Consider the following 23,759-nt stretch of genomic DNA (forward strand, 5'->3'; position numbering starts at 1 on the left):
TTTATGAAGGCTATTTTGGGTTTCACTCGAATGTCCGTTCGAGGGATAAATAAAGCCAAAAGAGAACTAGGATTTGTGCTAATGGCACTTAATATAAGAAAAGTAACAGCTCAACGAGCTGAAAATAATCAAAAAAATTATAAAAAAGACAATTTCTATATTATTTCAATAGAAATTGTCTTTTTTCACTTATCCAGATACTTTATGTCCCGGACTCTTCTTTTAATATGTTAAGGGTTAGTGTCCCTATCCTCTTTTATTTATTAGATTTATGGATATCATCGATTTCTTCTTTTACATTATCTACTACAGATGAGTGTCTATCTTTTTCATATTTAGAAGATGATTTTAAATGATGATCGTGATTTTGAACTTCAGATTCATTTTTATCCAATTCATTATTAGATGTACTATTTGAATCGTTAGCGTCATCATTTACATGGTCTAAATAATTATTGGGCGCTACTTCATCTAATGATTGTTTTGTTGTTTTATATAAAATAAAGCGAATCATTAAACTTAAAAGAATGAAAATAATGCCAACAATTGTGGTACTTAAAGCAATAACTTTCATAGAAAATAGGTCGCCAGTTTCTTCGCTAAATAAGAATACTTGAGTAAATGTCATTGCAGCATGGAATAATGTTGCAATATAAATCGTACGACCTTTAGTTGCTCTAATTAATTCACCGACAATCATTGAAAACATGAATGTATATAAGAAATGATAACCTGCATATTGCATTCCATATGTCGTGTTAATAGTCCAAATAGAATACATTAGACCTACAATAATTGAAGCAAAAAATGTATTGACCTTACTTTCAACAATATTTTGCAAATATGAACGGAATCCAAATTCAGCAAAGAAAGCCATAAAAATATGACCAATAATAATTGTAAATACAGATACTGATAGATCGTCTGTTTGTAATAAAATGAAGCTATCAGCAAACATATTGAAACTCATCATTCCAATAATAAAAATAATGAGCGGTAAAATTAACGCGAGTATCATACGTTCAATAACTCTAATATCAATAGAAAAATTCAAACCAGCTAGTTGAGCACGCTTATTTTTAAACGCAATAATACAAATGATTGCAGCAATAAACGGTGCTAAATTATTAATATCAAACACAAAACGTTTAATACCAATAGATGCTTGAAAGTCTCGCAGGATTAACGACAGTGCCATTGTAACAACGAAAAATACAAAAATTGTTAAAGCCCATTGAAACCCTGAAATACGTTTCGTCTTCATGTATGTAACCTCCATTAGGGTAACCATATATATTCTTTCCTTAATATTATACATATTACAAGGGGATAAATAAATTGTCCATTTTAAATATCATTAAAATGTAATAGTATTGAATTATTTTTAAATTTTTGAAACTAATATTTAATGTCTGAATCATAAATTAAAGAGTGAATAATTTAATAAAAATGGGTATTGATTGTATAAAATATGTTATATGATTAAGGTAACCTTAAATAATTAGGAGGCATCTAATATTATGTACAGTAAAAGCAATCCAAAATTATGGAAAGGAAGAGTAGATAGTCAAAATGATCCTAAGCAGTTTAAGCATTTTCAGACCGTCACATTTGCTAATTTAGAAAATATAGAAAATCAATTTGATAAAGTTGGTGTAGGTTTGTTAGGCTATGCCGTTGATAAAGGGATAGAACTGAATGAAGGAAGAATTGGTGCTAAAAAAGGACCAGACGAAATAAAAAAAGCTTTTGCCCAATTACCGGATTTAAGTGAATGTGAATCTCTTGTTGATTATGGAAATGTAGAATATACAAAAGGTTCTCTAAGTGAAGTTCAAGAAGAAATGGGGCGTTTGGCTGCTCGAGTTATTCAACAGCATCACCAATCTTTTTTTATTGGTGGAGGACATGATATCGCATACGCACAATATCTAGCAACGAGACACATTTATCCTGATGCTTCTATTGGCATTATTAATATCGATTCACATTTCGAGACGCGTGCTGATGTACAATCTAATTCTGGTACAATGTTCAGACAAATTTTAGAAAAAGATGATAATATTGATTACTTAGTTTTAGGTTTATCTCAAGGTAGAAATACACGTTCTTTATATGAATATGCTGAAGAAAAAGGAATTATCTATGTATATGCAGATGAAATTTTAAATGATTTGTCTCCAACCATTAAAGATAAAATTGAACGTTTTATTCATCAGCATGAAACGATTATGTTTACAATAAGTATGGACGCCATCGATAGCGCATTTGCTCCTGGAGTAAGTGAACCTACTGTACTCGGATTAAATCCGCATTCGGTGTTTGACATAGGTAAACGCATAATATTAAGTGGAAAGACATCTTCTATTAGTATTGCTGAAGTTAATCCTGATTATGATATTGATCATCGTACTGCTCAACTTGCGGCGAATTTTATTCATCATTTTATAGAGTAATGATTTTAAAACTTGAATATTAACTTTTATATAAGAGTAGACCACCAGTCTAAATGATTTGGAGTCTACTCTTATTTAGTTGTAAGAAAAGTTTGACAATTATGTTACTATAAACTGTACAACAATTTAACGAATTTAGAGAAAGGGAAGTGACATTGATGACAAGTTTTAACGACATTGTAAAATGGAGACGCATGTTTCATCAATATCCTGAGTTATCAAAATACGAATATAATACGACTCAACGTATAAAAGATATATTAACTTCATACAATATTAAAGTGATTGACATTCCAATGGAAACAGGTTTGGTAGCAGAAATTGGGCAAGGAGAAAAATGTATTGCTGTTCGTACCGATATTGATGCGTTACCTATTCAAGAACAAGTTAGCCAAGTCTTTACTTCTACTAATAATGGAGTGATGCATGCTTGTGGTCATGATATTCACATGGCTAGTATTTTAGCTATTGCTACCAAATTAAAAGAACAAGAAGAACAATTAAATGGAAGAGTAAGATTTTTATTTCAACCAGCCGAAGAACTTGGGTATGGAGCTAAAGTGATGGCTAAAACCAATGCATTAGATGATGTACAAGCTATTGTTGGGTTTCATAATTATCCAACACTGGATATTGGAGAATTTGCAATTAAATCTGGTCCTATTACTTCTGCCGTAGATCGTTTTGAATTTAAAATTCATGGAAAAGGAGCACATGCTGCCAAGCCAGAGCAAGGTAATGACCCTGTAATGGTTTTAGGGCAATTAATTACAAGTTTACAAACAATTGTTAGTCGTAATTTATCAGCCTTTGATAGTGCAGTTATTACAATAGGAGAAGTATCTTCAGGTAATACTTGGAATGTTATTGCAGATAACGCCTATGTTCAAGGTACGGTACGTTCATTTAAGCCTGAATTACAAGACTATATTGAACAACGCATGATTGATATTGCTAAAGGTTTAGAACGATTATTTAATATAGAGATAGAATTTATTTATACTCGTTTACCAGGCGCAGTTATAAATGATGTAGAGCTTACAAAACATGCTAAAGAAGCGGCTAAAAAAGTAGGATATAAAGTAATTGATTTAGAACATCCATATACCATTGGAGAAGATTTTTCTGGTTTATTAGAGCAGCATCCAGGTGTATTTGCATTTATTGGATCGAATAGTGAATATGATTTACATCATCCAAAATATAACCCAGACGAACGTATTTTAGAAAAGGTGCCTGATTATTTTATAGAACTTATTTATCAATTATTAGCATAATATTTTTTAGAAATTTTAAATATCATGATTTAATTACTACCTAATGTGGTAAACCATCGTTGAGTAATTAAATAGGAGATGATTTTGATGGGTGCACAAGATCCAAGAACTAAATTTAAAGATTCTGATTATAAAAAACAAGAACAAGAAACACCAGGTTATCAATATAAAATGTCACCTAAACCAGATTGTGGTGAAGAATCATATGAAGGTCATGGTCGTTTACAAGATTATAAAATGCTTGTAACTGGTGGCGATTCAGGTATTGGACGTGCAACAGCAATTGCTTATGCTAAAGAAGGTGCTGATGTAGCGCTTAACTACTTACCAAGTGAAGAACAAGACGCACAAGAAGTTAAAGAAGTCATCGAAAAAGCTGGAAGAAAAGCAGTACTTATTCCTGGAGATGTAAGAAATGAGCAGTTTAACTATGATTTAGTAGAACAAGCTTATAATGAATTAGGTGGTTTAGACAACATTACTCTTGTTGCAGGCCACCAACAGTATCATGATGACATTCATGGATTTACAACTGAACAATTTACTGAAACATTTGAAACAAATATTTATCCTATTTTTTGGACTGCTCAAGCAGCAACTAAATATTTAAAACCAGGTGCTTCAATTACAACAACATCTTCAGTACAAGGGTATAAACCTTCTGCAATTTTACATGATTATGCCGCTTCTAAAGCAGCAATCATTTCATTAACAAAAAGTCTTTCTGAAGAATTTGGAAATAAAGGGATAAGAGTTAATAGTGTAGCACCTGGCCCATTTTGGTCTCCTTTACAAATTAGTGGTGGACAACCTCAATCAGCAATACCAGAATTTGGTCAAGCTACCCCATTAGGTCGTGCAGGTCAACCTGTTGAATGTGTAGGACCATATGTATTGTTTGCTTCAGAAGATGGCAGTTATTTAACTGGACAAGTTCATAGCGTTACTGGCGGTATTCAAATCGACTAATCAAGTAAGATATTAAGAAAGAATGCTGGCGAGAGATTTATAGAAATCTCTCGCTTTTTATTTTAAGAAGGAGAATCAATGATGAAAGTGATTAATCCAAATCAATTATCAGATATTCAAAATTATAAATTATTAAGTGGTTCAGTTATTCCTAGACCTATTGCATTTGTGACGTCTAAAGATGAAAAAGGTAACTTAAACGCTGCACCATTTAGCTTTTTCAATGTAGTGAATAATACACCACCTATGATAGCAATTGCAGCACAACGAAGTAATGGAAAACGCAAAGACACAGCTATAAATATTGAAAAAACAAAGGAATTTGTTGTGCATATTACAGACGAATTCAATGTTTCAGATATCAATGAAACGGCTGCGCCTTTAAAATATGAAGATAATGAATTAGAACGTACGTCATTGACCCTTATCGATTCATCTACTATTGATATTCCTGCAATAGAAGAAGCTAACATTCGTTTTGAATGTAAATTAGATCAAATCGTTCAATTAGGTGATGAAAGTGATGGGGCTGACTTAATTATTGGAGAAGTGACTATGTATCATATCAGTGAAGATGTCTATTTTGAGGATAGTAAAATTGATCCTAATCAGCTTAAACCGGTAGCACGTTTAGCTGGAAATGATTATTCTAAACTTGGAGATACATTTACCATTAAACGTCCAGAATCATAATAATATGAATTTTACATATAATTATATTGACGATGGCACACGAATCTTGTACCTTTAAATATAAATTCAATTAGTATTAAGGAAAGTAGGTTAAATATGGAGGAAGGTAATAAAGGCCATGCATGGGCACTACTACCTCTTGTGCTATTTATTTCTTTGTTTTTAGGAATAGGAATCGCCACTGGAGATTTTAGTAATATGCCTTTAAATGTTGCTATAACGATTACTGTTATTGTTGCATTAATGATGAATAGAAAAGAAAAATTTTCAAAAAAGATTGAAATATTTACCCAAGGAGCAGGGCATTCAAATATTGTCCTAATGGTTTTCATCTTTATCTTAGCAGGTGCATTTTCAACTACTGCTGAAAAAATGGGTGGTGTTACGTCTACAGTTAATTTAGGCCTATCACTCATACCACAAAATTTTATTATTGTAGGATTGTTTATAATTTGTATGTTTGTCTCTATCTCTATGGGAACCTCAGTTGGAACTATCGCAGCACTTGCACCTGTAGGATTTGGATTTTCTCAGGCAACTGATATTTCAGCTATGTTAGCGATGGGAACAGTGGTAGGCGGTGCGATGTTTGGTGATAATTTATCAATGATATCAGATACCACAATAGCAGCAGTACGTACTCAAAAAACAAAAATGAGCGATAAATTTAAAGTCAATTTTTGGATTGTTTTACCAGGCGCAATTCTAACAATTATCATTTTATTTTTCTTAACAAAGGGTGTACATGTCGATCATTCTAAACAATATGATTATAACTTAGTGAAAGTCATTCCTTATATTTTAGTGCTTGTTTTAGCCATCATTGGCGTGAATGTCATTTTAGTTCTAATTAGTGGTACTATACTTTCTGGAATCATTGGTCTTATTGATGGTTCTTTCAATTGGAAAGGTTTATTAACTGCTATATCAAAAGGAATTATTGGAATGGAAGATATTGCAATCATTGCTTTACTCATTGGCGGTCTTGTTGGTCTTATTCAACATAATGGTGGTGTAGAATGGTTGCTTAATTTTGTGAAATCTAAAGTGAAATCGAAACGTGGCGCTGAATTTGGTATCGCTAGTCTTGTGAGTGTAGCGGACATTGCGACAGCAAACAATACAATTTCAATTATTATGTCTGGACCGTTAGCTAAAAATATTGCTGACGAGTATGAGGTAGATCCTCGTAAGTCGGCGAGTCTTCTTGATATTTTTGCTGGGTGTTTCCAAGGTCTATTGCCTTATAGTCCTCAACTTATTGCAGCAGCGGGTGTTGCTGGTATATCTCCTTTTAGCATGATGCCATATTGTATTTATTCGATTTTATTAGGCATTTGTGGCATTTTAGCAATTGTATTTAGATTTCCACGTCTTAATACTAAATAAATGATATATAATAATTAAAAAAAACTCTAACTTTATATTTTTTAAATTTCTGATAGTTGAAATTTTGGTACTATTTATAAATGCGTTAAAATATAACTAAGAGTGAAAGTAGGTGAGATGAGTGGCAAAATATAATGTAGAAAATGAACAAGTTGAAATTCATATTGAGCGCTTATTTAAATATTCTCCAGAATTAGTTTATAATGCGTGGACAGATGTAAACTTGTTAAAACAGTGGTTTATGACCTCACAGCGAACAAACAAATTATTTGATGCAGATATTCATGAAGGCGGACATTACCGTATAGTAGATGCTCGCAATGGTAAACAAAACGTAATTCAAGGTAAATATGAAGAAATAGTATCCGATGAATATATTAAAATGACTATTGGAATGCCAGAATTAAGCGATAGTCAAGATATTATTGAAGTAGAATTTGAAGAGCGTGAATCGGGTGGTACACAAATGTTCTTTTACTATCAATCTATAGTAGAAAAAGAGCGTCGTTTAACAGCTTTAGAATATAAACATAAAAAGAAAGAATATCATGATTCTACTGCACATGGTTTAGAATTGATGTTTGATCAAATGAATGAAGTTTTAGATCAATATGTAGAAGACCATGATATGTTACTATAATTAAAATAATAAAAGACCTATTGAGTAAATGTATGTCATTACTTAATAGGTCTATTTATTTATTGTAATTCGTCATGTTCTTTTCGCTCATTATATTTTCTTAAAAGCGTTTCAAAGAAGATATGATAATTAATAAAGCTAGAATAGTCTATGTTATTGTATAAATAAAATGTATTGCTAGAAACGTAAACGTTATAATTTGCTTTTTGTGCCAATGTATTGTCTTTCATGGTTGTCACAGAAATAAAATAACGTTGCCGTAATTGAAGTAAATTAGTTATTTCAGTTAATTGATGAGTTTCTCCAGATAAAGAAATTATAAAGAATAAGTCATTTTCATCAGAATAATTAAGTACCATTTTGATTTCATGTTCATCGTGCAAAACAATTATATTTTTGTGCATAGTTAATAAGATACGTTGTGCTTCTTCAGCCACATTTTTTTGAGCTCGTCCTGTACCATATAAGTATACATTTGTAGCTTTATCAATTTTTTCAGTAATAAGATTAAAATTAACTCTTTCTAGGTAAGTAAATGTTGTTTCAATTTCTTGTTTAAATTGTTTGATTGAATCAGTAGAAACTTCATGTAAAGATTGACTTTCAAACTTTAAATAAGATTTAAAATCACTATAACCATCAAATCCTAATTTACGTGTAAAACGGTGAATGGTTGCATTTGAAGCATGTGTATAATGTGATAGTTCTTGAATTTTTAAAGTTTTACATTGTTCTATATGCGTATTTACAAAATGTGCTATTTGAAGATCATTGTCATTTAATTTATCGAAATTAGCATTTACTCTCTCATCTAGTAACATATAAGCACCCCAAGTTATGATAATGAAAATTTTTTCACGTATAGAAAATATAAACTGATTATACAAAAATATTTCAAAATGAGTCAAAGATATTGTATATGTGAAAGCGTTTACTATAATATAGTTAAGATATTAAGAAAGCGCTTAAACAAGTGCAATATCATATTATTAACTGTGATATTTAAATTTGGGGGTTAGCATATGAACGCGATAAAACGTTTTGGGAGCGCAATGATTGTTCCAGTATTAATGTTTGCATTCTTTGGTATTATATTGGGATTTGCAACATTATTTAAAAATCCGACAATAATGGGTAGTTTAGCAGATAGCCATACATTTTGGTTTAAATTTTGGTCTGTAATTGAATCTGGTGGTTGGGTAATTTTTAATCACATGGAAATTGTATTTGTAGTAGGGTTACCTATTTCACTAGCTAAAAAAGCACCTGGTCATGCAGCATTAGCAGCTTTAATGGGCTATTTAATGTTTAATACTTTTATTAATGCTATGTTAACTCAATGGCCACACACGTTTGGTGCGAATTTAGAAAAAGGTGTAGAGAATGTTACAGGACTAAAAGCAATTGCCGGCATTCCAACATTAGATACTAATATTTTAGGTGGTATCATTATTTCAGCCATTGTTACATGGATACATAATAGATACTACAGTAAAAAGTTACCTGAAATGCTTGGCGTATTCCAAGGTTTAACATTTGTTGTAACTATCTCATTCTTCATCATGCTACCTGTTGCAGCAATTACTTGTGTAGTATGGCCAACAATTCAAAATGGTATCGAATCACTCCAACATTTTATTATCGCGTCAGGTTACATTGGCGTATGGTTATATCATTTCTTAGAACGTGTATTAATACCTACTGGACTTCATCACTTTGTTTATGCACCAATTGAGGTAGGTCCAGTTGTAGCAAAAGATGGTTTAAAAGCAGAATGGTTTAGACATTTAAATCAATTTGCTGAAAGTAGTAAACCATTAAAAGATCAATTCCATTATGGTTTCATGCTTCAAGGTAATGGTAAAGTATTTGGCGCAATTGGTATTGCATTAGCGATGTACTCAACAACACCTAAAGAAAATCGTAAAAAAGTAGCTGCATTATTAGTACCTGCTACATTAACTGCTGTTGTAGTTGGTATTACAGAACCATTAGAATTTACATTTTTATTTATTGCACCATTCTTATTTGTTATTCATGCATTATTAGCAGCAACAATGGATACAATCATGTATGGTTTTGGCGTAGTTGGTAATATGGGTGGAGGATTACTCGACTTTATTGCTACAAACTGGATTCCTTTAGGTCAAAATCATTGGATGACATACGTTGCTCAAGTTGTTATAGGTTTAATTTTCTCAGCTATTTACTTCGTTGTATTTAGATATCTTATTTTGAAATTTGATATTCCATTACCAGGACGTCGGGCTGAAGAAGAAGTAAAACTGTTCTCTAAAAAAGATTATAAGACGAAAAAAGGAGAACATAGTACAGGAACTTCAGATTTTGAGCCAAGTAATGAATATGAAGAAAAAGCATATTATTATTTACAAGGTCTAGGTGGAAAAGAAAATATTAAAGATGTGACAAATTGTACAACACGTTTGCGCTTAACTGTCAATGATGAATCAAAAGTAGAAGATACTGCATATTTTACACATCAACAAATGTCACATGGACTTGTAAAAAGTGGTACGAATGTACAAGTAGTTGTAGGGATGACAGTACCACAAGTACGAGAAGCATTTGAACATTTAGTTTTTGATGAAAATAATAAAAATTAAGATACAAAAAGGGTCGAAACAATTTGTTTCGACCCTTTAACCATTTTAAGAAATACGTGTATTATGTAATGCACGAGTTTTATATGTGGCTGATAAAACATCAATATTTCGACAAGCAATAAACTGAATAAGTTTAGAGAATATATTTGGTTTGCAACATACGCTAGCACAATTACTGTTTAAAGTATAAGTTAAATCATATTGATTAGAGAAATATGTCATTATATCAATAACTTTATCTTTAATAAACGCATCTTGCAATCCATCTATACATAAATTAAATCGTTTTGAAGAAGAATAATGCTGTTCAGAATCTAATAAAGTATGTGTATGTCTAGATGAAAGAATTTGGTAAATAGAAATTTGATAAAAACTTAAAAAACTAATGAAATAAGGTAATTGTTGTTTAGGTAAGCTAATTTCAAGGGCTGGAGTATTATTGTATTTAATAATGTTGTATTGAAATGATTCGCAAAATTGAACATTTTTACAAATTTTCATTAATTGTCTTTTAGTCGATCTTGATTGCAAATCTACAATATTTAGAATGTAAGTTTCAAATTTATCTATCAACATGAAAGAACCCCCCCAATTCTTAATAATATGTAGTCTTCATGTAACTATCATTCCTAAGCTGAAACACGACGTTACTATATACAATCTGATTTTATCACTCTTTATTATGATTATCACTACGACTTTTGAATGAATTTTAATTTAATATTTTTGTAATATATTCGTAATTCTATTTAAAAGAAGAAAAATAAAAATATATTTTTTAAATATTCTGAAAACTTATTGTTTTACCTTTTCGATTATGATACTCTTATTTCATTATTTAAATTAAGAGGGTGAAATAATGTTAAGTAAAGTAAGTGAATTTGCAACTAAGACATTTTTAGTATGGATGTTTATTGCTGCTATTATAGGTTTTATGTTTCCAACTCAATTAGCTACGATTGGTCACCTCGTACCATGGCTATTAGGTATTGTAATGTTGGGAATGGGAATGACAATTAAACCTAATGATTTCAAATTGGTTTTTAAAGAGCCAAGATCCGTTATTATCGGAGTTTTTTTACAATTCACTATTATGCCTACCTTAGCCTATACTATTGCTAAAATATTTAATTTACCAGCTGAGTTAGCAATTGGAGTGATTTTAGTTGGATGTTGTCCTGGTGGAACATCAAGTAATGTCATGAGTTATCTAGCTAATGCTAATGTAGCGTTATCTGTGGCAATTACAAGTGTATCTACTTTATTAGCACCATTTGTAACGCCTGCTTTAATTTATTTATTTGCTCATGAATGGTTGCATGTATCATTCTTAAGTATGTTATGGTCGGTTATTCAAGTTGTTTTATTACCAATAATCATAGGATTCATTTTACAACTTGCTTCTAAAAAGTTAACTCGTGAAGCTACTAAAATTTTACCAATTATTTCTGTAGTAGCTATTTCATTGATTTTAGCAGCTGTTGTTGGAGGGAGTAAATCACAAATTCTTAAAACAGGATTACTTATTTTTATTGTAGTTATTTTACATAATGTAGTGGGGTATTTATTAGGTTATGTTTTAGCAAATTTATTTAAACTTGATAGAAGAGATAAAAAGGCGATTGCTATTGAAGTAGGAATGCAAAATTCAGGTTTAGCTGTGTCGTTGGCAACTGTACATTTTAGTCCATTAGCTGCAGTGCCAGGAGCTGTGTTCAGTTTTGTTCATAATATATCTGGACCAATTCTTGCCAAATATTGGTCTAAACGGTGATGTAATATGTTAAACTTATAAATAATGTTAAGTTTAAAGGAGAAATATCATGTATAAAGCAATAGTATTCGATTTTGATGGTACCATTGTCGATACTGAACAACATTTGTTTAATATTATTAATAAGCATTTAAACAGTCATAATGTATCGCCAATCACTTTCGACTTTTATCGTGAAAATATTGGCGGAGAAGCAAAAGCTTTACACGATTATTTGGAACAGACAATTGGACATGATAAAAAGGAAAACATTTACAAAGAACATCATCAAACAAGTAACCAATTGGAAATTAAATCTACGATTAAACAATTAATAAAATACTTAGAACAACGTCATATACCTATGGCAATTGCGACAAGCAGTTATAAAAAGGATATTCTTCCAGTTGTTAAGAGTTTAGGTTTGGACAGATATATGAATATTATTGTTGGACGAGAAAGTGTAGAATCTGTAAAACCTGATCCAGAACTTTATTTGACTGCGGTTCAGCAGCTTAATTATTCTCCAGCACATTGTTTAGCTATTGAAGACTCTTTAAATGGTGCTACTGCTGCTTTTCGTGCTGGATTAGATGTCATAGTAAATACAAATCATATGACTGAAAAACAAGATTTCTCAACAATTCCATATGTTGGTAAAGATTTAAATGATGAGGAAATTATAAAGCGTTTTTTTGAAAAGGGTAATGTGTGAATGAAATGTCATGGCAATTAATTATTTTCTTTTTAGCTGGACCCATCATTATTGGTATAGGAAATCTTGTATTAGGTCCTTTGTTTAATAAACGTATTCCTTTTAGAATTCGTATACGTTCATTTGTGTTAGGAACAATGATATATCTTATACTTGCTTTTATAGCTTACTTCTTTTTATTAAAAGGTAAACTATAGAGTGATTGTTTATATGATAAATTTACTTAATTCATGATAGCGAAAAATGCTAGGTCATAAAATTCAAAAAAGAAGAGTAGAGGTGATTCAATCATGAATTGTCTCTACTCTTCTTTTTTAATTCCTAATAATTGATATATCACATCACGTCAATGAAATTGTAGATACCATATCTGATAATGAATTCAAATATTATCGTGGAGCTACATCGTATTACCCTAAAATGATGTTAAAAATTATTTTATATACTTTTGATTAAATAATTAATTTTAAAATAATTGTAACGACTAATAAAACAATTAAAATTGCATCAATACCAACCATTACTGTAAATCTAGTGCTTTTTGACCCTTGAGATTTAGCTTGTTTCATTGCATTATAATTTGGTATAAGACTTAAAAATAACAAAACAATAATTAATATAATACCAATGGTTACTGACATATAAATTTATTCTCCTTTTCTTTTTTCAATCCATTCCCATATAAATCCTGCAATAATACCTACACAGATTCCTATTAAAACACCGAACTTTGGAGAAGATAATAATGTTCCTATAATTAAAAAGATAATTACTGCGATAGATAAAGTAATACTAAATTTTATTTTACGTTGATCAGAATTAAAGATTGAAAATGCAATTAAATATAGTAAGAAAAATGCTAAAGTTGCTAAAAGAGTTCGTAGCATTAGCGAACCAACCATGTGCTGTTTTTCACTAAAAAAGTTTAATAAAAAAAACACAATAGCAAAAATAATAGATATTTTTATATCCTTTTTTAATAAATGATGCATAAGGTTAAACTCCTTTAATTCTATATAAGCAGTATAGCATACTATTCAAGTATTCAATTAAATATATTAGTTTAATGACTTTATTATCAATTTAAAACTAAAGTAATAATAAAAGTATTAAGTTATACATTTTTTAAATATTGAAAAATCTAAATCAATTAACGGAAGCGCTTACGTATATTTTTGAAAAATTTATTTTATTTTCTGAAAATTATAGTATAATAACTTCAATAAGGTAAAGGATATGCTGACTAAGAAAATGTAATAAATATTTTCTAAAGTTTAAAAATATCACACCTTAGTCCAAATAGAGATGGGGTATTTTTATGGATAACCATGAATTACATAGGGGACTTAGTGCACGTCAAATTAGAATGATTGCGCTTGGTGGGACAATCGGTGTAGGTTTATTTATGGGGGCAACAAGTACAATTAAATGGACTGGACCGTCAGTTATTTTTGCATATTTAATAGCAGGATTATTTTTGTTCTTAATTATGAGAGCAATGGGAGAAATGATTTATTTAAATCCAACAACAGGTTCATTTGCAACATTTGCTAGTGATTACATACATCCAGCTGCTGGCTATATGACAGCATGGAGTAATATATTCCAGTGGATTGTTGTTGGGATGAGTGAAGTCATTGCCGTAGGAGAATATATGAATTATTGGTTCCCTCACTTGCCACAATGGATACCAGGTGTGATTGCTGTATTATTATTATTAGCAGCAAATGTAGCTTCAGTTAAAGCTTTTGGAGAATTTGAATTTTGGTTTGCAATGATAAAGGTTGTAACAATTATACTAATGATCATTGCTGGATTAGGATTGATTTTCTTTGGAATTGGTAATGGAGGACATCCAATCGGTATTTCTAACTTATGGAAACATGGTGGATTTATGCCAAATGGATTAGTTGGTTTCTTTTTTGCACTTTCAATCGTTATTGGTTCTTATCAAGGGGTTGAGCTAATTGGTATTACTGCAGGTGAAACAAAAAATCCTCAAAAAAATATTAAAAGTGCTGTAAACGGCGTTATATGGCGTATATTAATTTTTTACATAGGTGCTATTTTTGTTATTGTTTCAATATATCCTTGGAATCAATTAGGAAATATTGGTAGTCCTTTTGTAGCTACATTCTCTAAAATTGGTATTACATTTGCCGCAGGTTTAATCAACTTTGTTGTATTAACTGCCGCATTATCAGGATGTAACTCGGGAATTTTTAGTGCAAGTCGTATGATATATACACTTGCTCAAAAAGGACAAATGCCAAAAATCTTTACACGGGTCATGAAAAATGGTGTGCCAATTTATCCTGTATTAACTATTGCAATTGGTATTTTAATCGGAGCTTTATTAAATGTTATTTTACCTTTGTTCATTAAAGGTGCTGATAGTATTTTCGTATATGTTTATAGTGCATCTATTTTACCAGGTATGATTCCGTGGTTTATGATTTTAATTAGTCATATACGTTTTAGAAAATTACATCCAGAGCAAGTTGAAAATCATCCATTTAAGATGCCGGGAGGTCCAATTGCTAGTGTTATTACAATTATTTTTTTACTCATTGTTTTAATTGGTATGTTATTTAATAAAGATACAGTTATTTCAGTGGTTATAGGTATTATTTTCCTAGCGGGAGTTACAGTTTATTACTTTATTCGTGGTCATCATAAAAATGATTCAATAACAAAAGTAAAATAATGATATAAATATGTATTTAAAATCTGAGACATAACTAAGTGTCTCAGATTTTTTTACATATTGGCAGTAGAGAGTTGAATTGAAAATACGATTATATTAAGATATTTTCAATTGTACTCAGTGACCCAACATAGAGAATTCCATGCAGAAAGGCAACGTTCAACGCAAGTTTGAATCGGAGTGGAAAAGTGAATGCTATTCCACTCTTTTTATTAATGTTTAAATTCAATTTTTGATAAATATTTGTGATAATTATCTAATGCAATTTTTGATTGTGTCATAAAATCTAAAGAAGTGTGATAATTACGCGCTATAAAGCGATAAAATATAATATCAATCGTATATAATTGTGCAAATAATGCAGTCGTAGCACTCATACACAGTTCGTTTTTATAATCTTCGTTATACGTTAGAACTAAATCAGAATCTTTTGCAATTGAATTGTTATAAGAACTTGTAATGGTAACCATTGAAAGATTAAAATCTTTAACGACTTTTACCATGGCTTGTAATTCACTTTGTTCACCACTATTTGTGATAAAAACGACACAGTCATTTTTGTTATGTGTGGACAACATAGTAGTAAGTAAATGAGTATCTTGAACTAATTGAATATTTAGACCAATACGAGATAATTTCTGATAAAATTCAAGTGCACAAACATAAGAAGTTCCACATCCATATAGAAAAATGGTATGTGCCTGTTTAAAGGTTTCACAAATAGCATCAATTGTTTGATGATCTATAAAATGATTACTCTGTTTTAACGACGTTTTAGTTTGAAGATATAATTTTTGTTTTAAACTTTCTACTGATTCATTTTTTACTAACTTAATATTATATGGTGTAACTTGCTTTGGAAACCATTGCTTAATTTCATCACGTATAGCCTTAAAATTTTGATTAATTAATTTTTGACTATAACGATTCATAGAGTATACACTGATATCCAGCTCATCTGCAATCGCTTCATTAGACATTGATACTAATTTATGTGGAGAATTTAATATGAAACGTGAAAGTTTTTGTTCACTTTTAGAAGACGAAGCGTAGACTTCATCTATCCTATTTAAAATATTTGTCATCCAATCACCTAATTTATTAAAAGTTTTTCTTTCATCATAAATAGATAGATGAAAATGAAAACATCTCTATCTAGGCATGTGAATACGTTATACATTACATCTAAATTCCCACAAATATTGATAAATAACTGTAAAATGATTAAGTTAAGTAAAGGTTTACGTATAGTATTAGCGAAATAATGCAATATTCTCCCATCAATATGACATTATATCTAGAATTAAAAAAAGTATGCAGCTTTTACTTAATATTAATCAAACATTATTATACATACTATAAATTACGATGACAATTCACCTATTAAACTTATCGAAAAAATAGGGTTATTGATAATCACTAATTTGATTATAAACTTTATAAATATGATTCTGACGTTCTTGTAAATCAATAATTAAATTTCCATTATTAAAATTATGAAGTGGGATTTGCTTTAAGTTAATCACTAATTCATTGTATTGTTTGAAAAAATCCATTTGTGAATCAGAATTATGAGATGGAATGGTGTCTAATTGATTATGTTTAAAGTGGGAAAGACAATGATTAATAAAATTATTATAATCTTCAATTCCCAAAGACAAATGTGCTATGTCCATAAAGTAATAATATTTAGCTTTTTCTAATAAAATTAATAATTGAATTAAAATGTGTTGGTCATATATTGAGGTTTTATAATACATTGTACAGTCATCCTTTAAAAGAGGATGCTAAGGATAGGTGATGTGTAAGTCTAAATAGTTGAGAGTGAAAGTGGGAATATACGAGAGTGTATTTAATCTTCACTCTCTTCATTATTTTTAGATTGTAGAAATTCTTTATAGTTATGAATAGTAATATCATATGTTTGAATTTTCTTTTCAAATGAGTACGAAATATCAACAATATTTAATATTGATAATTCACGCGTTCTATCGAAGCCAATTTCATAGATAATAGCAAACCATTGACCATTACGACATAGTAAGCCTATGAATATAACATTCTCTGCAGTAACTTCATTATTCTCTGTAAAATCTACAAGCATGACATGTCTTTCATTACTATAAATTAAAATATCTGAAAACATACGTGGTAATGTTAAAGAATATGTATCTTCTAATTTTATACTATCTGAGATATGTTTTAGTGTTTTTAGAATTTGCGTATTAGGCGTTTTTAGACATTGATTGATAATAGATTGAATTTCTTGAGTGTAAGGTAAAGTAGAGTGAGATTGACTTTCTTGCAAAGTTAAAAATAGGGCAATAAGTTCAGATTCGTTTAATGTAAGTTGAAAATGATGATCAGTATTTTGAATTTCATATCCACCATGTCTTCCTTTATGAGCGTATATATGAACTCCTTTAGATTCTAAGTCATCAATATCTCTAGTAATCGTACGTGTAGAGACATTAAATTGTTTTGCTAAATCAGAAGCATTGATTTTATGTCCTTGTTGAATTAATGAAATAATTTGATTTTGTCTTTCCAATTTATTCAATATACGCACCACCTATGAACATTACATATTACATTAATTATAACATAACACTGGGATTAAAGACATTTCTATTAATGAGTCGATTAAAAGTGTAATAGTGAACTATTTTTATTTAGAAAACGCTTACAATTTATAAAAGATTATGCTAATATAATATTTGTAACAGAGGAGAACGATTTTAAACAAAGGGGTAGAGGCTATATAACAGATAGCCCAATGTGAGTCGTTCGGGTTACATCGAAACATCTTCAATATTTATTACTTACTTTCCTTTCTATTTTGTCGGCTAGCAAATGACTAGCCGATTTTTTTATTTTCAAAAAATAATAGATTATATGATAATATGAATAAAAACATTGAGGTGACATCATGCAAAATCAACAACTACAGTCTATAGATAATTATATTACGAATTGGTTTCAGCATTTAGACGATATTATCCCTAAATTAATTGAAAATATGATTACTGAAACAAAAGAAAATCGATTTGATTTAGTTACGAATGTAGATAAACAAATACAAAATGATTTCGCAGCATATCTTGAAAAGTATTTTCCTACACATCAGCTATTAGCTGAAGAAAAAAATAATGATGATATTGAACCATATCAAGGTCATCTTTGGGTTATGGATCCTATTGATGGAACAGCCAATTTAGTTAAACAACAAGAAGATTATTGTATTATTTTAGCTTACTTTGAAAATGGACAACCTAAATTATCTTATATTTATGACTATACTCATAAAATAATATATAAAGCAATTAAGGATAAAGGCGCTTTTATGAATAATATAAAACTTGAATCTCCTGAAAGAGTGACGCTTAAAGATGCTATTGTTTCATTTAGTTCAGAATACGTAGATGAAGAATTAAATAGCGCTTTGTATCAATCATCTTTTAGTGTGAGATATATAGGAGCTTGCGGTTTGGATTCAATGCGAGTGATCAAAGGTCAATTTGGGGCACACTTTAATACAAACCCTAAACCTTGGGATATCGCAGCACAGTTTTTATTTGCTAAAGAATTAGGATTAGTGATGACGCAATTGAATGGACAACATCTCGATTTCTCTAAGGGTGGGCCATTTATTATAAGTAACAAAGGTTGCTATGAGGAGATATTAGCAATTATTAATGATAAACATTGATAATTCTATTCTTGGTTATTAATATATTTCCTACCAAAGTTGTATAGTAAATTTAAAAATTTAATATATAATAATGGAGATATATTTTAATATAGGTAGAATAGGAGTGGGGAAGATGCAACGTCCTGAGAGAAAAAAGCGTTCCTCTAGTAAAATAATAATATGGCTAGTTAGTATACTTGTTATATTGGCTATCGCTACCGCAATTGTTATTGCAACAACTATATTTATAACAGGTAATAAAATTCATAATCCACTTCATCGTCAACAGTCTGAATTGCGCTCTAATAATGTTAATCTAAGAAATGGAGATCCATTTACAATTGCATTATTTGGTGTTGATTCCAATGCACAACGGAAAAATACAAATGATGGTGAACGTAGTGATACAATAATGATTTTATCAGTTAATCCAAAGAAAAAAACGACTGAGCTTGTAAGTATTCCACGTGATACTCAAGCAGAAATTGTAGGAAGAGACACAACTGAAAAAATCAATCATGCCTATGCTTATGGGGGGCCTACCATGGCCGTTAAATCATTAGAAAAATTAATGAATGTACCAATAGATCATTATGCTACTATAGATATGGATGGATTACATGACATGATTGATTCAGTAGGTGGTATAAATGTAGTAAGTAATGATACATTTACAGTTCACGGTACAGCATTTACTAAAGGACAATCTACCCATGTTGATGGAGATACAGCCATGTCATTTATTAGAAGTCGTAAAGAAACAGGTGCAGGTGGCGATTTTGGACGTCAGGAACGTCAACAGCTCGTTTTACAAGCTATGGCAAATAAAATAGTTAGCTCTTCAGCAATCACACATTTTCCATCGTTAATTACTCAAATTCAAAAAAATGTAACGACGGATTTAACATTAGGTGATTTAAATGAAATTAGAAGTAATTATAAAGAAGCAAATAATACGGTTAATCGGCATCAGTTAGAAGGTACGGGTGGTGTTCAAAGTGATGGACTATGGTATTTTATTCCAAGTGAAAGTTCAAAAGCACAAATGACTGAGATGCTAAATAATAATTTGAAAAAATAAAGTTTTATATGGAGATTAAAAGAATCTGAGACCTATCGATATGTCTCGGATTTTTTTATTTAAAAGAATAATATATAAAAATAACTATGTATTATTGAAAGCCTTAACATTCTATGGTTTTAGTTATACAATAATATTAATCTGTATTGAATGTGGGGAACAATACAGTAGGTTAATGAAATTGGTTATTTACGGAATATAAATATAAGGTGGGAAAGCAATGCAAAAACATTTAGTTTTAACCCTAGATGATGTGGATTATCTTGTAGAACCTGGAACAAATTTACTCGAGTTTATTAAATCACGTGATACTTTCGTCCCTTCAATTTGCTATAACGAATCTATGGGTCCAATTGAAACATGTGATACTTGCATGGTTGAAATTGACGGTAAAGTCGAAAGAGCGTGTAGTACTGTAGTTGACCGTCCAATGTCAGTCAATACTCAAAATAAACGAGTTAAAGCTAGTCAAAAAGAAGCATTGGATAGAATTTTAGAAAAACATATGCTGTATTGTACAGTATGTGATTATAATAACGGTGATTGTGAGATTCACAATGCAATGGATGCATGGGGATTACAAGAACAATCGTATGAATATAAAACAAAGCCTTATGAGAAAGATTATGGTCCTTTTTATCGTTATGACCCTGATCAATGTATTCTTTGTGGCAGATGTGTAGAAGCTTGCCAAGATGTGGAAGTGAATGAAACACTTTCTATAGACTGGGACCGTGAGCATCCACGTGTTATTTGGGATAATGATGTTCCAATAAATGAATCATCTTGTGTATCGTGTGGTCAATGTGCGACAGTGTGTCCATGTAATGCAATGATGGAAGTTAATATGGAAGGCAATGCTGGATATTTAACAGATACAGAACCGGGATCATTAGCAGCTATGATTGATTTGACTAAAAAAGCTGAGCCAGGAGATGGATTATTGTTTGCTGTGTCAGATTCTGAAGCAGAGATGCGTAAGGAAAGAATTAATAAAACTAAAACAGTATGTACTTATTGTGGTGTAGGATGTTCGTTTGATGTTTGGACAAAGGATAGAGAAATCTTAAAAGTTCAACCATCACATGACTCTCCAGCAAATAAAATTTCAACTTGTATAAAAGGTAAATTTTCTTGGGGACACATTAATTCTGAGCAACGTTTAACTAAACCTTTAGTACGTAAAAATAATGAATTTCATGAAGTTGAGTGGGAAGAAGCACTCGATGTTATAGAAGAGAATTTTAAGCGTATCAAAAATGAGTATGGTGGAGATCACCTAGCATTTATCGCTTCTTCAAAAGGTACAAACGAAGAATCATATTTAATGCAAAAGCTTTCTCGTCAAGTATTTGGTTCAAATAATGTTGATAACTGTTCAAGATATTGTCAAGCGCCGGCTACTAAAGGTTTATTTAGAACGGTAGGACATGGTGGAGACTCAGGGTCTATTGATGATCTGGAAAGAGCAGCTATGACAGTACTTATTGGTACAAATACAGCAGAAGCACATCCCGTCATTGCTTCAAGAATTAAACGTGCACAGAAATTATTTGGACAAAAAATGCATGTCTTTGATATTCGTAAACATGAAATGGCTGAACGTGCAGATGAATTTTATCAGCCTAAACCTGGCACAGATTTAGTATGGTTGAGTGCTGTGACAAAATATATTATTGATCATAATTTACATGATAGTGAATTTATTAAACAGTGGGTGGACAACTTTGATGATTATTATGAGTCATTAACTCCATTTTCATTAGAATTTACTGAAGAAATTACAGGAATTTCAAAAGAACGATTAATTAGCTTCGCAGAAGAATGTGCAAAAGCAGAATCTGTAGCTATTTGTTGGGCAATGGGAGTCACACAACAAGATATAGGTAGTGATACAAGTACAGCAATTTCAAATCTTCTTCTTGTAACTGGTAACTACAGAAGACCTGGCACTGGTGCATATCCATTACGTGGTCACAATAATGTTCAAGGTGCAAGTGATATGGGAAGTATGCCAGACCAATTTCCTGGTTATCAAATGATACATAATGATGAAATTAGAGCGAGATTCGAGAAAGAATATGGTGTCACATTAAATCCAACGCCTGGTCGTGACAATCATCAAATGATGGACGGAATTCATGAAGACAAAATCCATTCACTGTATTTATATGGTGAAGATACAGGTATTGTAGATTCAAATATTAACTATGTTCAATCCGCATTAGAAAAGGTTGAATTTTTGGTAGTTCAAGATGAATTTTTAACATTTACAGCAACATATGCTGATGTTGTGTTACCAGCTAGTCCTTCATTAGAAAAGGATGGCACATTTACAAATACAGAGCGTAGAATTCAACGAATTAATCAAGCATTATCACCTTTAGGCGATTCAAAACCCGATTGGAAAATTTTCCAATTAATTGCTAAAAGAATGGGCTTTGATTGGAACTATAATCATCCTTCAGAAATTATGGACGAAATCGCACGCTTAACACCTTCTTATTCTGGTGTTAGCTATGAAAGACTAGAAGGATTTAATAGTTTACAGTGGCCTGTAGCACCAGATGGCACAGATCAACCTACATTATATCTTGATGGCTTTAATTTCGATAATAAACGTGCCAAATTATTTAAATTAACATTTGATAACTTCTTTAAAGAAGATGAAGTATATGATTTACATGTGAATAATGGTCGTGTACTAGAACACTTCCATGAAGGAAATATGACATATCAAACAGAAATGATTAAATATAAAATGCCTCATGCATTTGTAGAAATTTCACCTGAATTAGCTAAAGAACGTGATATTCATGAAGGTGCAGAAGTAAAACTGATTTCTGATACAGGAGAAGCTACTTTAGTTGCTACAATTACTGATAGAGTTAAAGGGAAAGAAATATACATTCCATTGAATAATGATGCTATGAGTAATGGTGATGTAGGGGCTATAAATAAATTAACGAATAGCGATGTGGATTATGCTACACATACGCCATCTTATAAACGTACACATTGTCGTTTAGAGGTTTTAACTAGAAAAGGCAAATCTCCTTTAAATCCTACGAATTTCCGTGTAGATAAACATCGCCATCCGCAATATAGTGTTCAAGTTCAGAAAAAATGGAAACGTAAAGACTATACTTTCCCGGGAAATGTGGTGGATTAATATGGCTGAAAGAATAACTAAAATTAATCGTCTCGAAAAATCAAAAGAAGAACTTAAATTGGAAAGTTTGAATGAAGTCACAGAGGCAATTGTTGAAAATAAGGATAGTATTTTAAAAGCAATTCGTATTATTAAAACTCTAGATGATGCAAAACTCTTAGATGCTATTAGTGGTGGTATTAAAGGTCGTCAAGTTATTATAAATAAATTCGCAACTGAACTAAATAAAGATATGTACACTGGTTTAATTACTAATTTAGCTCCAATGGTATTTATGCTTGGAAATTTAGAAGTTAAAGAACTGAGTCAATTTTTAAATAAACTTAATAGTGGCTTACATGTAGCTAATCAAGCAAGTCCAAATGCCAAAACAACGATACGAAACTTAATGGGAGTACTAAAAGATGATGATATGAATCGTAGCTTAACATACATGCTAAATTTACTTAAAGGTATGTCAAGAAAATAAATTGAATATACAAGACTCCTTAATGTAAGAATAAGATAACTTATGTTAGGGAGTCTTTTTAGAAATGAATTTGTAAAATATAGTATATATCTATTATTATAAAGTAGAGTATATAAATTAAAA

Annotated in this window: 23 protein-coding genes and 1 pseudogene; 16 read left to right on the forward strand and 8 right to left on the reverse strand. The window is 30.7% G+C overall.

The window, feature by feature from the left end; genetic code table 11:
• Positions 1 to 234, forward strand: a pseudogene (locus tag AC2FB1_RS04180) (IS5/IS1182 family transposase); the annotation flags it as partial.
• Between the two features lie 22 nt (positions 235 to 256).
• Here AC2FB1_RS04180 and sdpC read toward each other — a convergent pair.
• On the reverse strand, positions 257 to 1,264 hold the full coding sequence (gene sdpC / locus AC2FB1_RS04185; protein ID WP_490674034.1) for a peptidoglycan release complex CPBP-like subunit SdpC: 1,008 nt from the start codon (positions 1,262 to 1,264) through the stop codon (positions 257 to 259).
• Positions 1,265 to 1,520: 256 nt separating this feature from the next.
• Here sdpC and hutG point away from each other — a divergent pair, with 256 nt between their 5' ends.
• The 6 genes from hutG (at position 1,521) to AC2FB1_RS04215 (ending at position 7,424) form a co-directional block, all read left to right on the forward strand.
• Entirely contained in the window at positions 1,521 to 2,456 is a 936-nt protein-coding gene (gene hutG / locus AC2FB1_RS04190; RefSeq protein WP_490674035.1) for a formimidoylglutamase, read from the forward strand.
• 158 nt (positions 2,457 to 2,614) lie between these two features.
• Positions 2,615 to 3,733 carry an amidohydrolase gene (locus tag AC2FB1_RS04195; RefSeq protein WP_490674036.1) on the forward strand — a complete coding sequence of 373 codons (1,119 nt, stop codon included), beginning with the start codon at positions 2,615 to 2,617 and terminating at the stop codon, positions 3,731 to 3,733.
• An 87-nt stretch (positions 3,734 to 3,820) separates the two neighbouring features.
• Entirely contained in the window at positions 3,821 to 4,702 is an 882-nt protein-coding gene (locus AC2FB1_RS04200) for an SDR family oxidoreductase (RefSeq protein ID WP_490674037.1), read from the forward strand.
• An 81-nt stretch (positions 4,703 to 4,783) separates the two neighbouring features.
• Positions 4,784 to 5,395, forward strand: coding sequence for a flavin reductase family protein (locus AC2FB1_RS04205; protein WP_490674038.1), 612 nt, complete (start codon positions 4,784 to 4,786; stop codon positions 5,393 to 5,395).
• Positions 5,396 to 5,491: 96 nt separating this feature from the next.
• Positions 5,492 to 6,784 carry a Na+/H+ antiporter NhaC family protein gene (locus AC2FB1_RS04210; RefSeq protein ID WP_490674039.1) on the forward strand — a complete coding sequence of 431 codons (1,293 nt, stop codon included), beginning with the start codon at positions 5,492 to 5,494 and terminating at the stop codon, positions 6,782 to 6,784.
• Positions 6,785 to 6,905: 121 nt separating this feature from the next.
• Positions 6,906 to 7,424: an SRPBCC family protein gene (locus AC2FB1_RS04215; RefSeq protein WP_490674040.1), complete on the forward strand. Its 519-nt coding sequence runs from the start codon at positions 6,906 to 6,908 to the stop codon at positions 7,422 to 7,424.
• 59 nt (positions 7,425 to 7,483) lie between these two features.
• Here AC2FB1_RS04215 and AC2FB1_RS04220 read toward each other — a convergent pair whose 3' ends face one another.
• The gene (locus AC2FB1_RS04220; protein WP_490674041.1) at positions 7,484 to 8,245 is read right to left on the reverse strand and encodes a MurR/RpiR family transcriptional regulator; all 762 of its coding nucleotides are present in this window, start codon (positions 8,243 to 8,245) and stop codon (positions 7,484 to 7,486) included.
• A gap of 201 nt (positions 8,246 to 8,446) precedes the next feature.
• On the opposite strand from AC2FB1_RS04220, the gene AC2FB1_RS04225 reads away from it, so the two are divergent.
• Entirely contained in the window at positions 8,447 to 10,048 is a 1,602-nt protein-coding gene (locus AC2FB1_RS04225; RefSeq protein WP_490674042.1) for an alpha-glucoside-specific PTS transporter subunit IIBC, read from the forward strand.
• 45 nt (positions 10,049 to 10,093) lie between these two features.
• On the opposite strand, the gene AC2FB1_RS04230 is transcribed toward AC2FB1_RS04225, so the two are convergent.
• A complete protein-coding gene (locus tag AC2FB1_RS04230) occupies positions 10,094 to 10,624 on the reverse strand; it encodes a hypothetical protein (RefSeq protein WP_490674043.1) in 531 nt (176 codons plus the stop codon).
• A 283-nt stretch (positions 10,625 to 10,907) separates the two neighbouring features.
• On the opposite strand from AC2FB1_RS04230, the gene AC2FB1_RS04235 reads away from it, so the two are divergent.
• Genes AC2FB1_RS04235 through AC2FB1_RS04245 form a run of 3 tightly spaced genes read left to right on the forward strand, consistent with a single transcriptional unit; the run spans position 10,908 to position 12,713 of the window.
• Positions 10,908 to 11,822, forward strand: a complete 915-nt coding sequence (locus AC2FB1_RS04235; RefSeq protein WP_490674044.1) for a bile acid:sodium symporter family protein — start codon at positions 10,908 to 10,910, stop codon at positions 11,820 to 11,822.
• 49 nt (positions 11,823 to 11,871) lie between these two features.
• Positions 11,872 to 12,516, forward strand: coding sequence for an HAD family hydrolase (locus AC2FB1_RS04240; protein WP_490674045.1), 645 nt, complete (start codon positions 11,872 to 11,874; stop codon positions 12,514 to 12,516).
• 5 nt (positions 12,517 to 12,521) lie between these two features.
• Positions 12,522 to 12,713 (forward strand): hypothetical protein, encoded by a 192-nt coding sequence (locus tag AC2FB1_RS04245; protein WP_490674046.1) that lies wholly within the window; start codon positions 12,522 to 12,524, stop codon positions 12,711 to 12,713.
• A 255-nt stretch (positions 12,714 to 12,968) separates the two neighbouring features.
• On the opposite strand, the gene AC2FB1_RS04250 is transcribed toward AC2FB1_RS04245, so the two are convergent.
• Entirely contained in the window at positions 12,969 to 13,157 is a 189-nt protein-coding gene (locus AC2FB1_RS04250) for a hypothetical protein (protein WP_490674047.1), read from the reverse strand.
• 6 nt (positions 13,158 to 13,163) lie between these two features.
• Entirely contained in the window at positions 13,164 to 13,508 is a 345-nt protein-coding gene (locus tag AC2FB1_RS04255) for a hypothetical protein (protein ID WP_490674048.1), read from the reverse strand.
• Between the two features lie 326 nt (positions 13,509 to 13,834).
• Between AC2FB1_RS04255 and AC2FB1_RS04260 the strand changes: the two genes are divergently transcribed.
• Positions 13,835 to 15,223 carry an amino acid permease gene (locus AC2FB1_RS04260; protein WP_490674049.1) on the forward strand — a complete coding sequence of 463 codons (1,389 nt, stop codon included), beginning with the start codon at positions 13,835 to 13,837 and terminating at the stop codon, positions 15,221 to 15,223.
• Between the two features lie 212 nt (positions 15,224 to 15,435).
• On the opposite strand, the gene AC2FB1_RS04265 is transcribed toward AC2FB1_RS04260, so the two are convergent.
• From AC2FB1_RS04265 to AC2FB1_RS04275, 3 genes are all read right to left on the reverse strand, one after another.
• Positions 15,436 to 16,308, reverse strand: coding sequence for a MurR/RpiR family transcriptional regulator (locus AC2FB1_RS04265; protein WP_490674050.1), 873 nt, complete (start codon positions 16,306 to 16,308; stop codon positions 15,436 to 15,438).
• A gap of 321 nt (positions 16,309 to 16,629) precedes the next feature.
• The gene (locus AC2FB1_RS04270; RefSeq protein ID WP_490674051.1) at positions 16,630 to 16,983 is read right to left on the reverse strand and encodes a hypothetical protein; all 354 of its coding nucleotides are present in this window, start codon (positions 16,981 to 16,983) and stop codon (positions 16,630 to 16,632) included.
• A 92-nt stretch (positions 16,984 to 17,075) separates the two neighbouring features.
• Positions 17,076 to 17,783, reverse strand: coding sequence for a helix-turn-helix transcriptional regulator (locus AC2FB1_RS04275; protein ID WP_490674052.1), 708 nt, complete (start codon positions 17,781 to 17,783; stop codon positions 17,076 to 17,078).
• Positions 17,784 to 18,152: 369 nt separating this feature from the next.
• Here AC2FB1_RS04275 and AC2FB1_RS04280 point away from each other — a divergent pair, with 369 nt between their 5' ends.
• The 4 genes from AC2FB1_RS04280 to AC2FB1_RS04295 all read left to right on the forward strand — a co-directional run bounded on the left by AC2FB1_RS04280 (position 18,153) and on the right by AC2FB1_RS04295 (position 23,636).
• A complete protein-coding gene (locus AC2FB1_RS04280) occupies positions 18,153 to 18,932 on the forward strand; it encodes an inositol monophosphatase family protein (protein ID WP_490674053.1) in 780 nt (259 codons plus the stop codon).
• 115 nt (positions 18,933 to 19,047) lie between these two features.
• A complete protein-coding gene (locus AC2FB1_RS04285; protein ID WP_490674054.1) occupies positions 19,048 to 19,995 on the forward strand; it encodes an LCP family glycopolymer transferase in 948 nt (315 codons plus the stop codon).
• A 220-nt stretch (positions 19,996 to 20,215) separates the two neighbouring features.
• The gene (gene fdhF / locus AC2FB1_RS04290) at positions 20,216 to 23,167 is read left to right on the forward strand and encodes a formate dehydrogenase subunit alpha (protein WP_490674055.1); all 2,952 of its coding nucleotides are present in this window, start codon (positions 20,216 to 20,218) and stop codon (positions 23,165 to 23,167) included.
• Between the two features lies 1 nt (position 23,168).
• Positions 23,169 to 23,636: a helical membrane plugin domain-containing protein gene (locus AC2FB1_RS04295; RefSeq protein WP_490674056.1), complete on the forward strand. Its 468-nt coding sequence runs from the start codon at positions 23,169 to 23,171 to the stop codon at positions 23,634 to 23,636.
• Positions 23,637 to 23,759: the final 123 nt, after the last annotated feature.

It is taken from the genome of Staphylococcus sp. CoH_129_LAB_1, assembly GCF_058191515.1.

What these genes read in the sequence shown, in the direction of transcription:
- AC2FB1_RS04265 (WP_490674050.1), bottom strand. Translation starts at nt 16,308, where the DNA reads ATGACAAATATTTTAAATAGGATAGATGAAGTCTACGCTTCGTCTTCT.
- AC2FB1_RS04250 (WP_490674047.1), bottom strand. Translation starts at nt 13,157, where the DNA reads ATGTCAGTAACCATTGGTATTATATTAATTATTGTTTTGTTATTTTTA.
- AC2FB1_RS04235 (WP_490674044.1), top strand. Translation starts at nt 10,908, where the DNA reads ATGTTAAGTAAAGTAAGTGAATTTGCAACTAAGACATTTTTAGTATGG.
- AC2FB1_RS04200 (WP_490674037.1), top strand. Translation starts at nt 3,821, where the DNA reads ATGGGTGCACAAGATCCAAGAACTAAATTTAAAGATTCTGATTATAAA.
- AC2FB1_RS04205 (WP_490674038.1), top strand. Translation starts at nt 4,784, where the DNA reads ATGAAAGTGATTAATCCAAATCAATTATCAGATATTCAAAATTATAAA.
- AC2FB1_RS04255 (WP_490674048.1), bottom strand. Translation starts at nt 13,508, where the DNA reads ATGCATCATTTATTAAAAAAGGATATAAAAATATCTATTATTTTTGCT.
- AC2FB1_RS04295 (WP_490674056.1), top strand. Translation starts at nt 23,169, where the DNA reads ATGGCTGAAAGAATAACTAAAATTAATCGTCTCGAAAAATCAAAAGAA.
- AC2FB1_RS04280 (WP_490674053.1), top strand. Translation starts at nt 18,153, where the DNA reads ATGCAAAATCAACAACTACAGTCTATAGATAATTATATTACGAATTGG.
- hutG (WP_490674035.1), top strand. Translation starts at nt 1,521, where the DNA reads ATGTACAGTAAAAGCAATCCAAAATTATGGAAAGGAAGAGTAGATAGT.
- AC2FB1_RS04270 (WP_490674051.1), bottom strand. Translation starts at nt 16,983, where the DNA reads ATGTATTATAAAACCTCAATATATGACCAACACATTTTAATTCAATTA.
- AC2FB1_RS04230 (WP_490674043.1), bottom strand. Translation starts at nt 10,624, where the DNA reads ATGTTGATAGATAAATTTGAAACTTACATTCTAAATATTGTAGATTTG.
- fdhF (WP_490674055.1), top strand. Translation starts at nt 20,216, where the DNA reads ATGCAAAAACATTTAGTTTTAACCCTAGATGATGTGGATTATCTTGTA.
- AC2FB1_RS04225 (WP_490674042.1), top strand. Translation starts at nt 8,447, where the DNA reads ATGAACGCGATAAAACGTTTTGGGAGCGCAATGATTGTTCCAGTATTA.
- AC2FB1_RS04195 (WP_490674036.1), top strand. Translation starts at nt 2,615, where the DNA reads ATGACAAGTTTTAACGACATTGTAAAATGGAGACGCATGTTTCATCAA.
- AC2FB1_RS04245 (WP_490674046.1), top strand. Translation starts at nt 12,522, where the DNA reads ATGTCATGGCAATTAATTATTTTCTTTTTAGCTGGACCCATCATTATT.
- AC2FB1_RS04240 (WP_490674045.1), top strand. Translation starts at nt 11,872, where the DNA reads ATGTATAAAGCAATAGTATTCGATTTTGATGGTACCATTGTCGATACT.
- AC2FB1_RS04260 (WP_490674049.1), top strand. Translation starts at nt 13,835, where the DNA reads ATGGATAACCATGAATTACATAGGGGACTTAGTGCACGTCAAATTAGA.
- AC2FB1_RS04220 (WP_490674041.1), bottom strand. Translation starts at nt 8,245, where the DNA reads ATGTTACTAGATGAGAGAGTAAATGCTAATTTCGATAAATTAAATGAC.
- AC2FB1_RS04210 (WP_490674039.1), top strand. Translation starts at nt 5,492, where the DNA reads ATGGAGGAAGGTAATAAAGGCCATGCATGGGCACTACTACCTCTTGTG.
- AC2FB1_RS04285 (WP_490674054.1), top strand. Translation starts at nt 19,048, where the DNA reads ATGCAACGTCCTGAGAGAAAAAAGCGTTCCTCTAGTAAAATAATAATA.
- sdpC (WP_490674034.1), bottom strand. Translation starts at nt 1,264, where the DNA reads ATGAAGACGAAACGTATTTCAGGGTTTCAATGGGCTTTAACAATTTTT.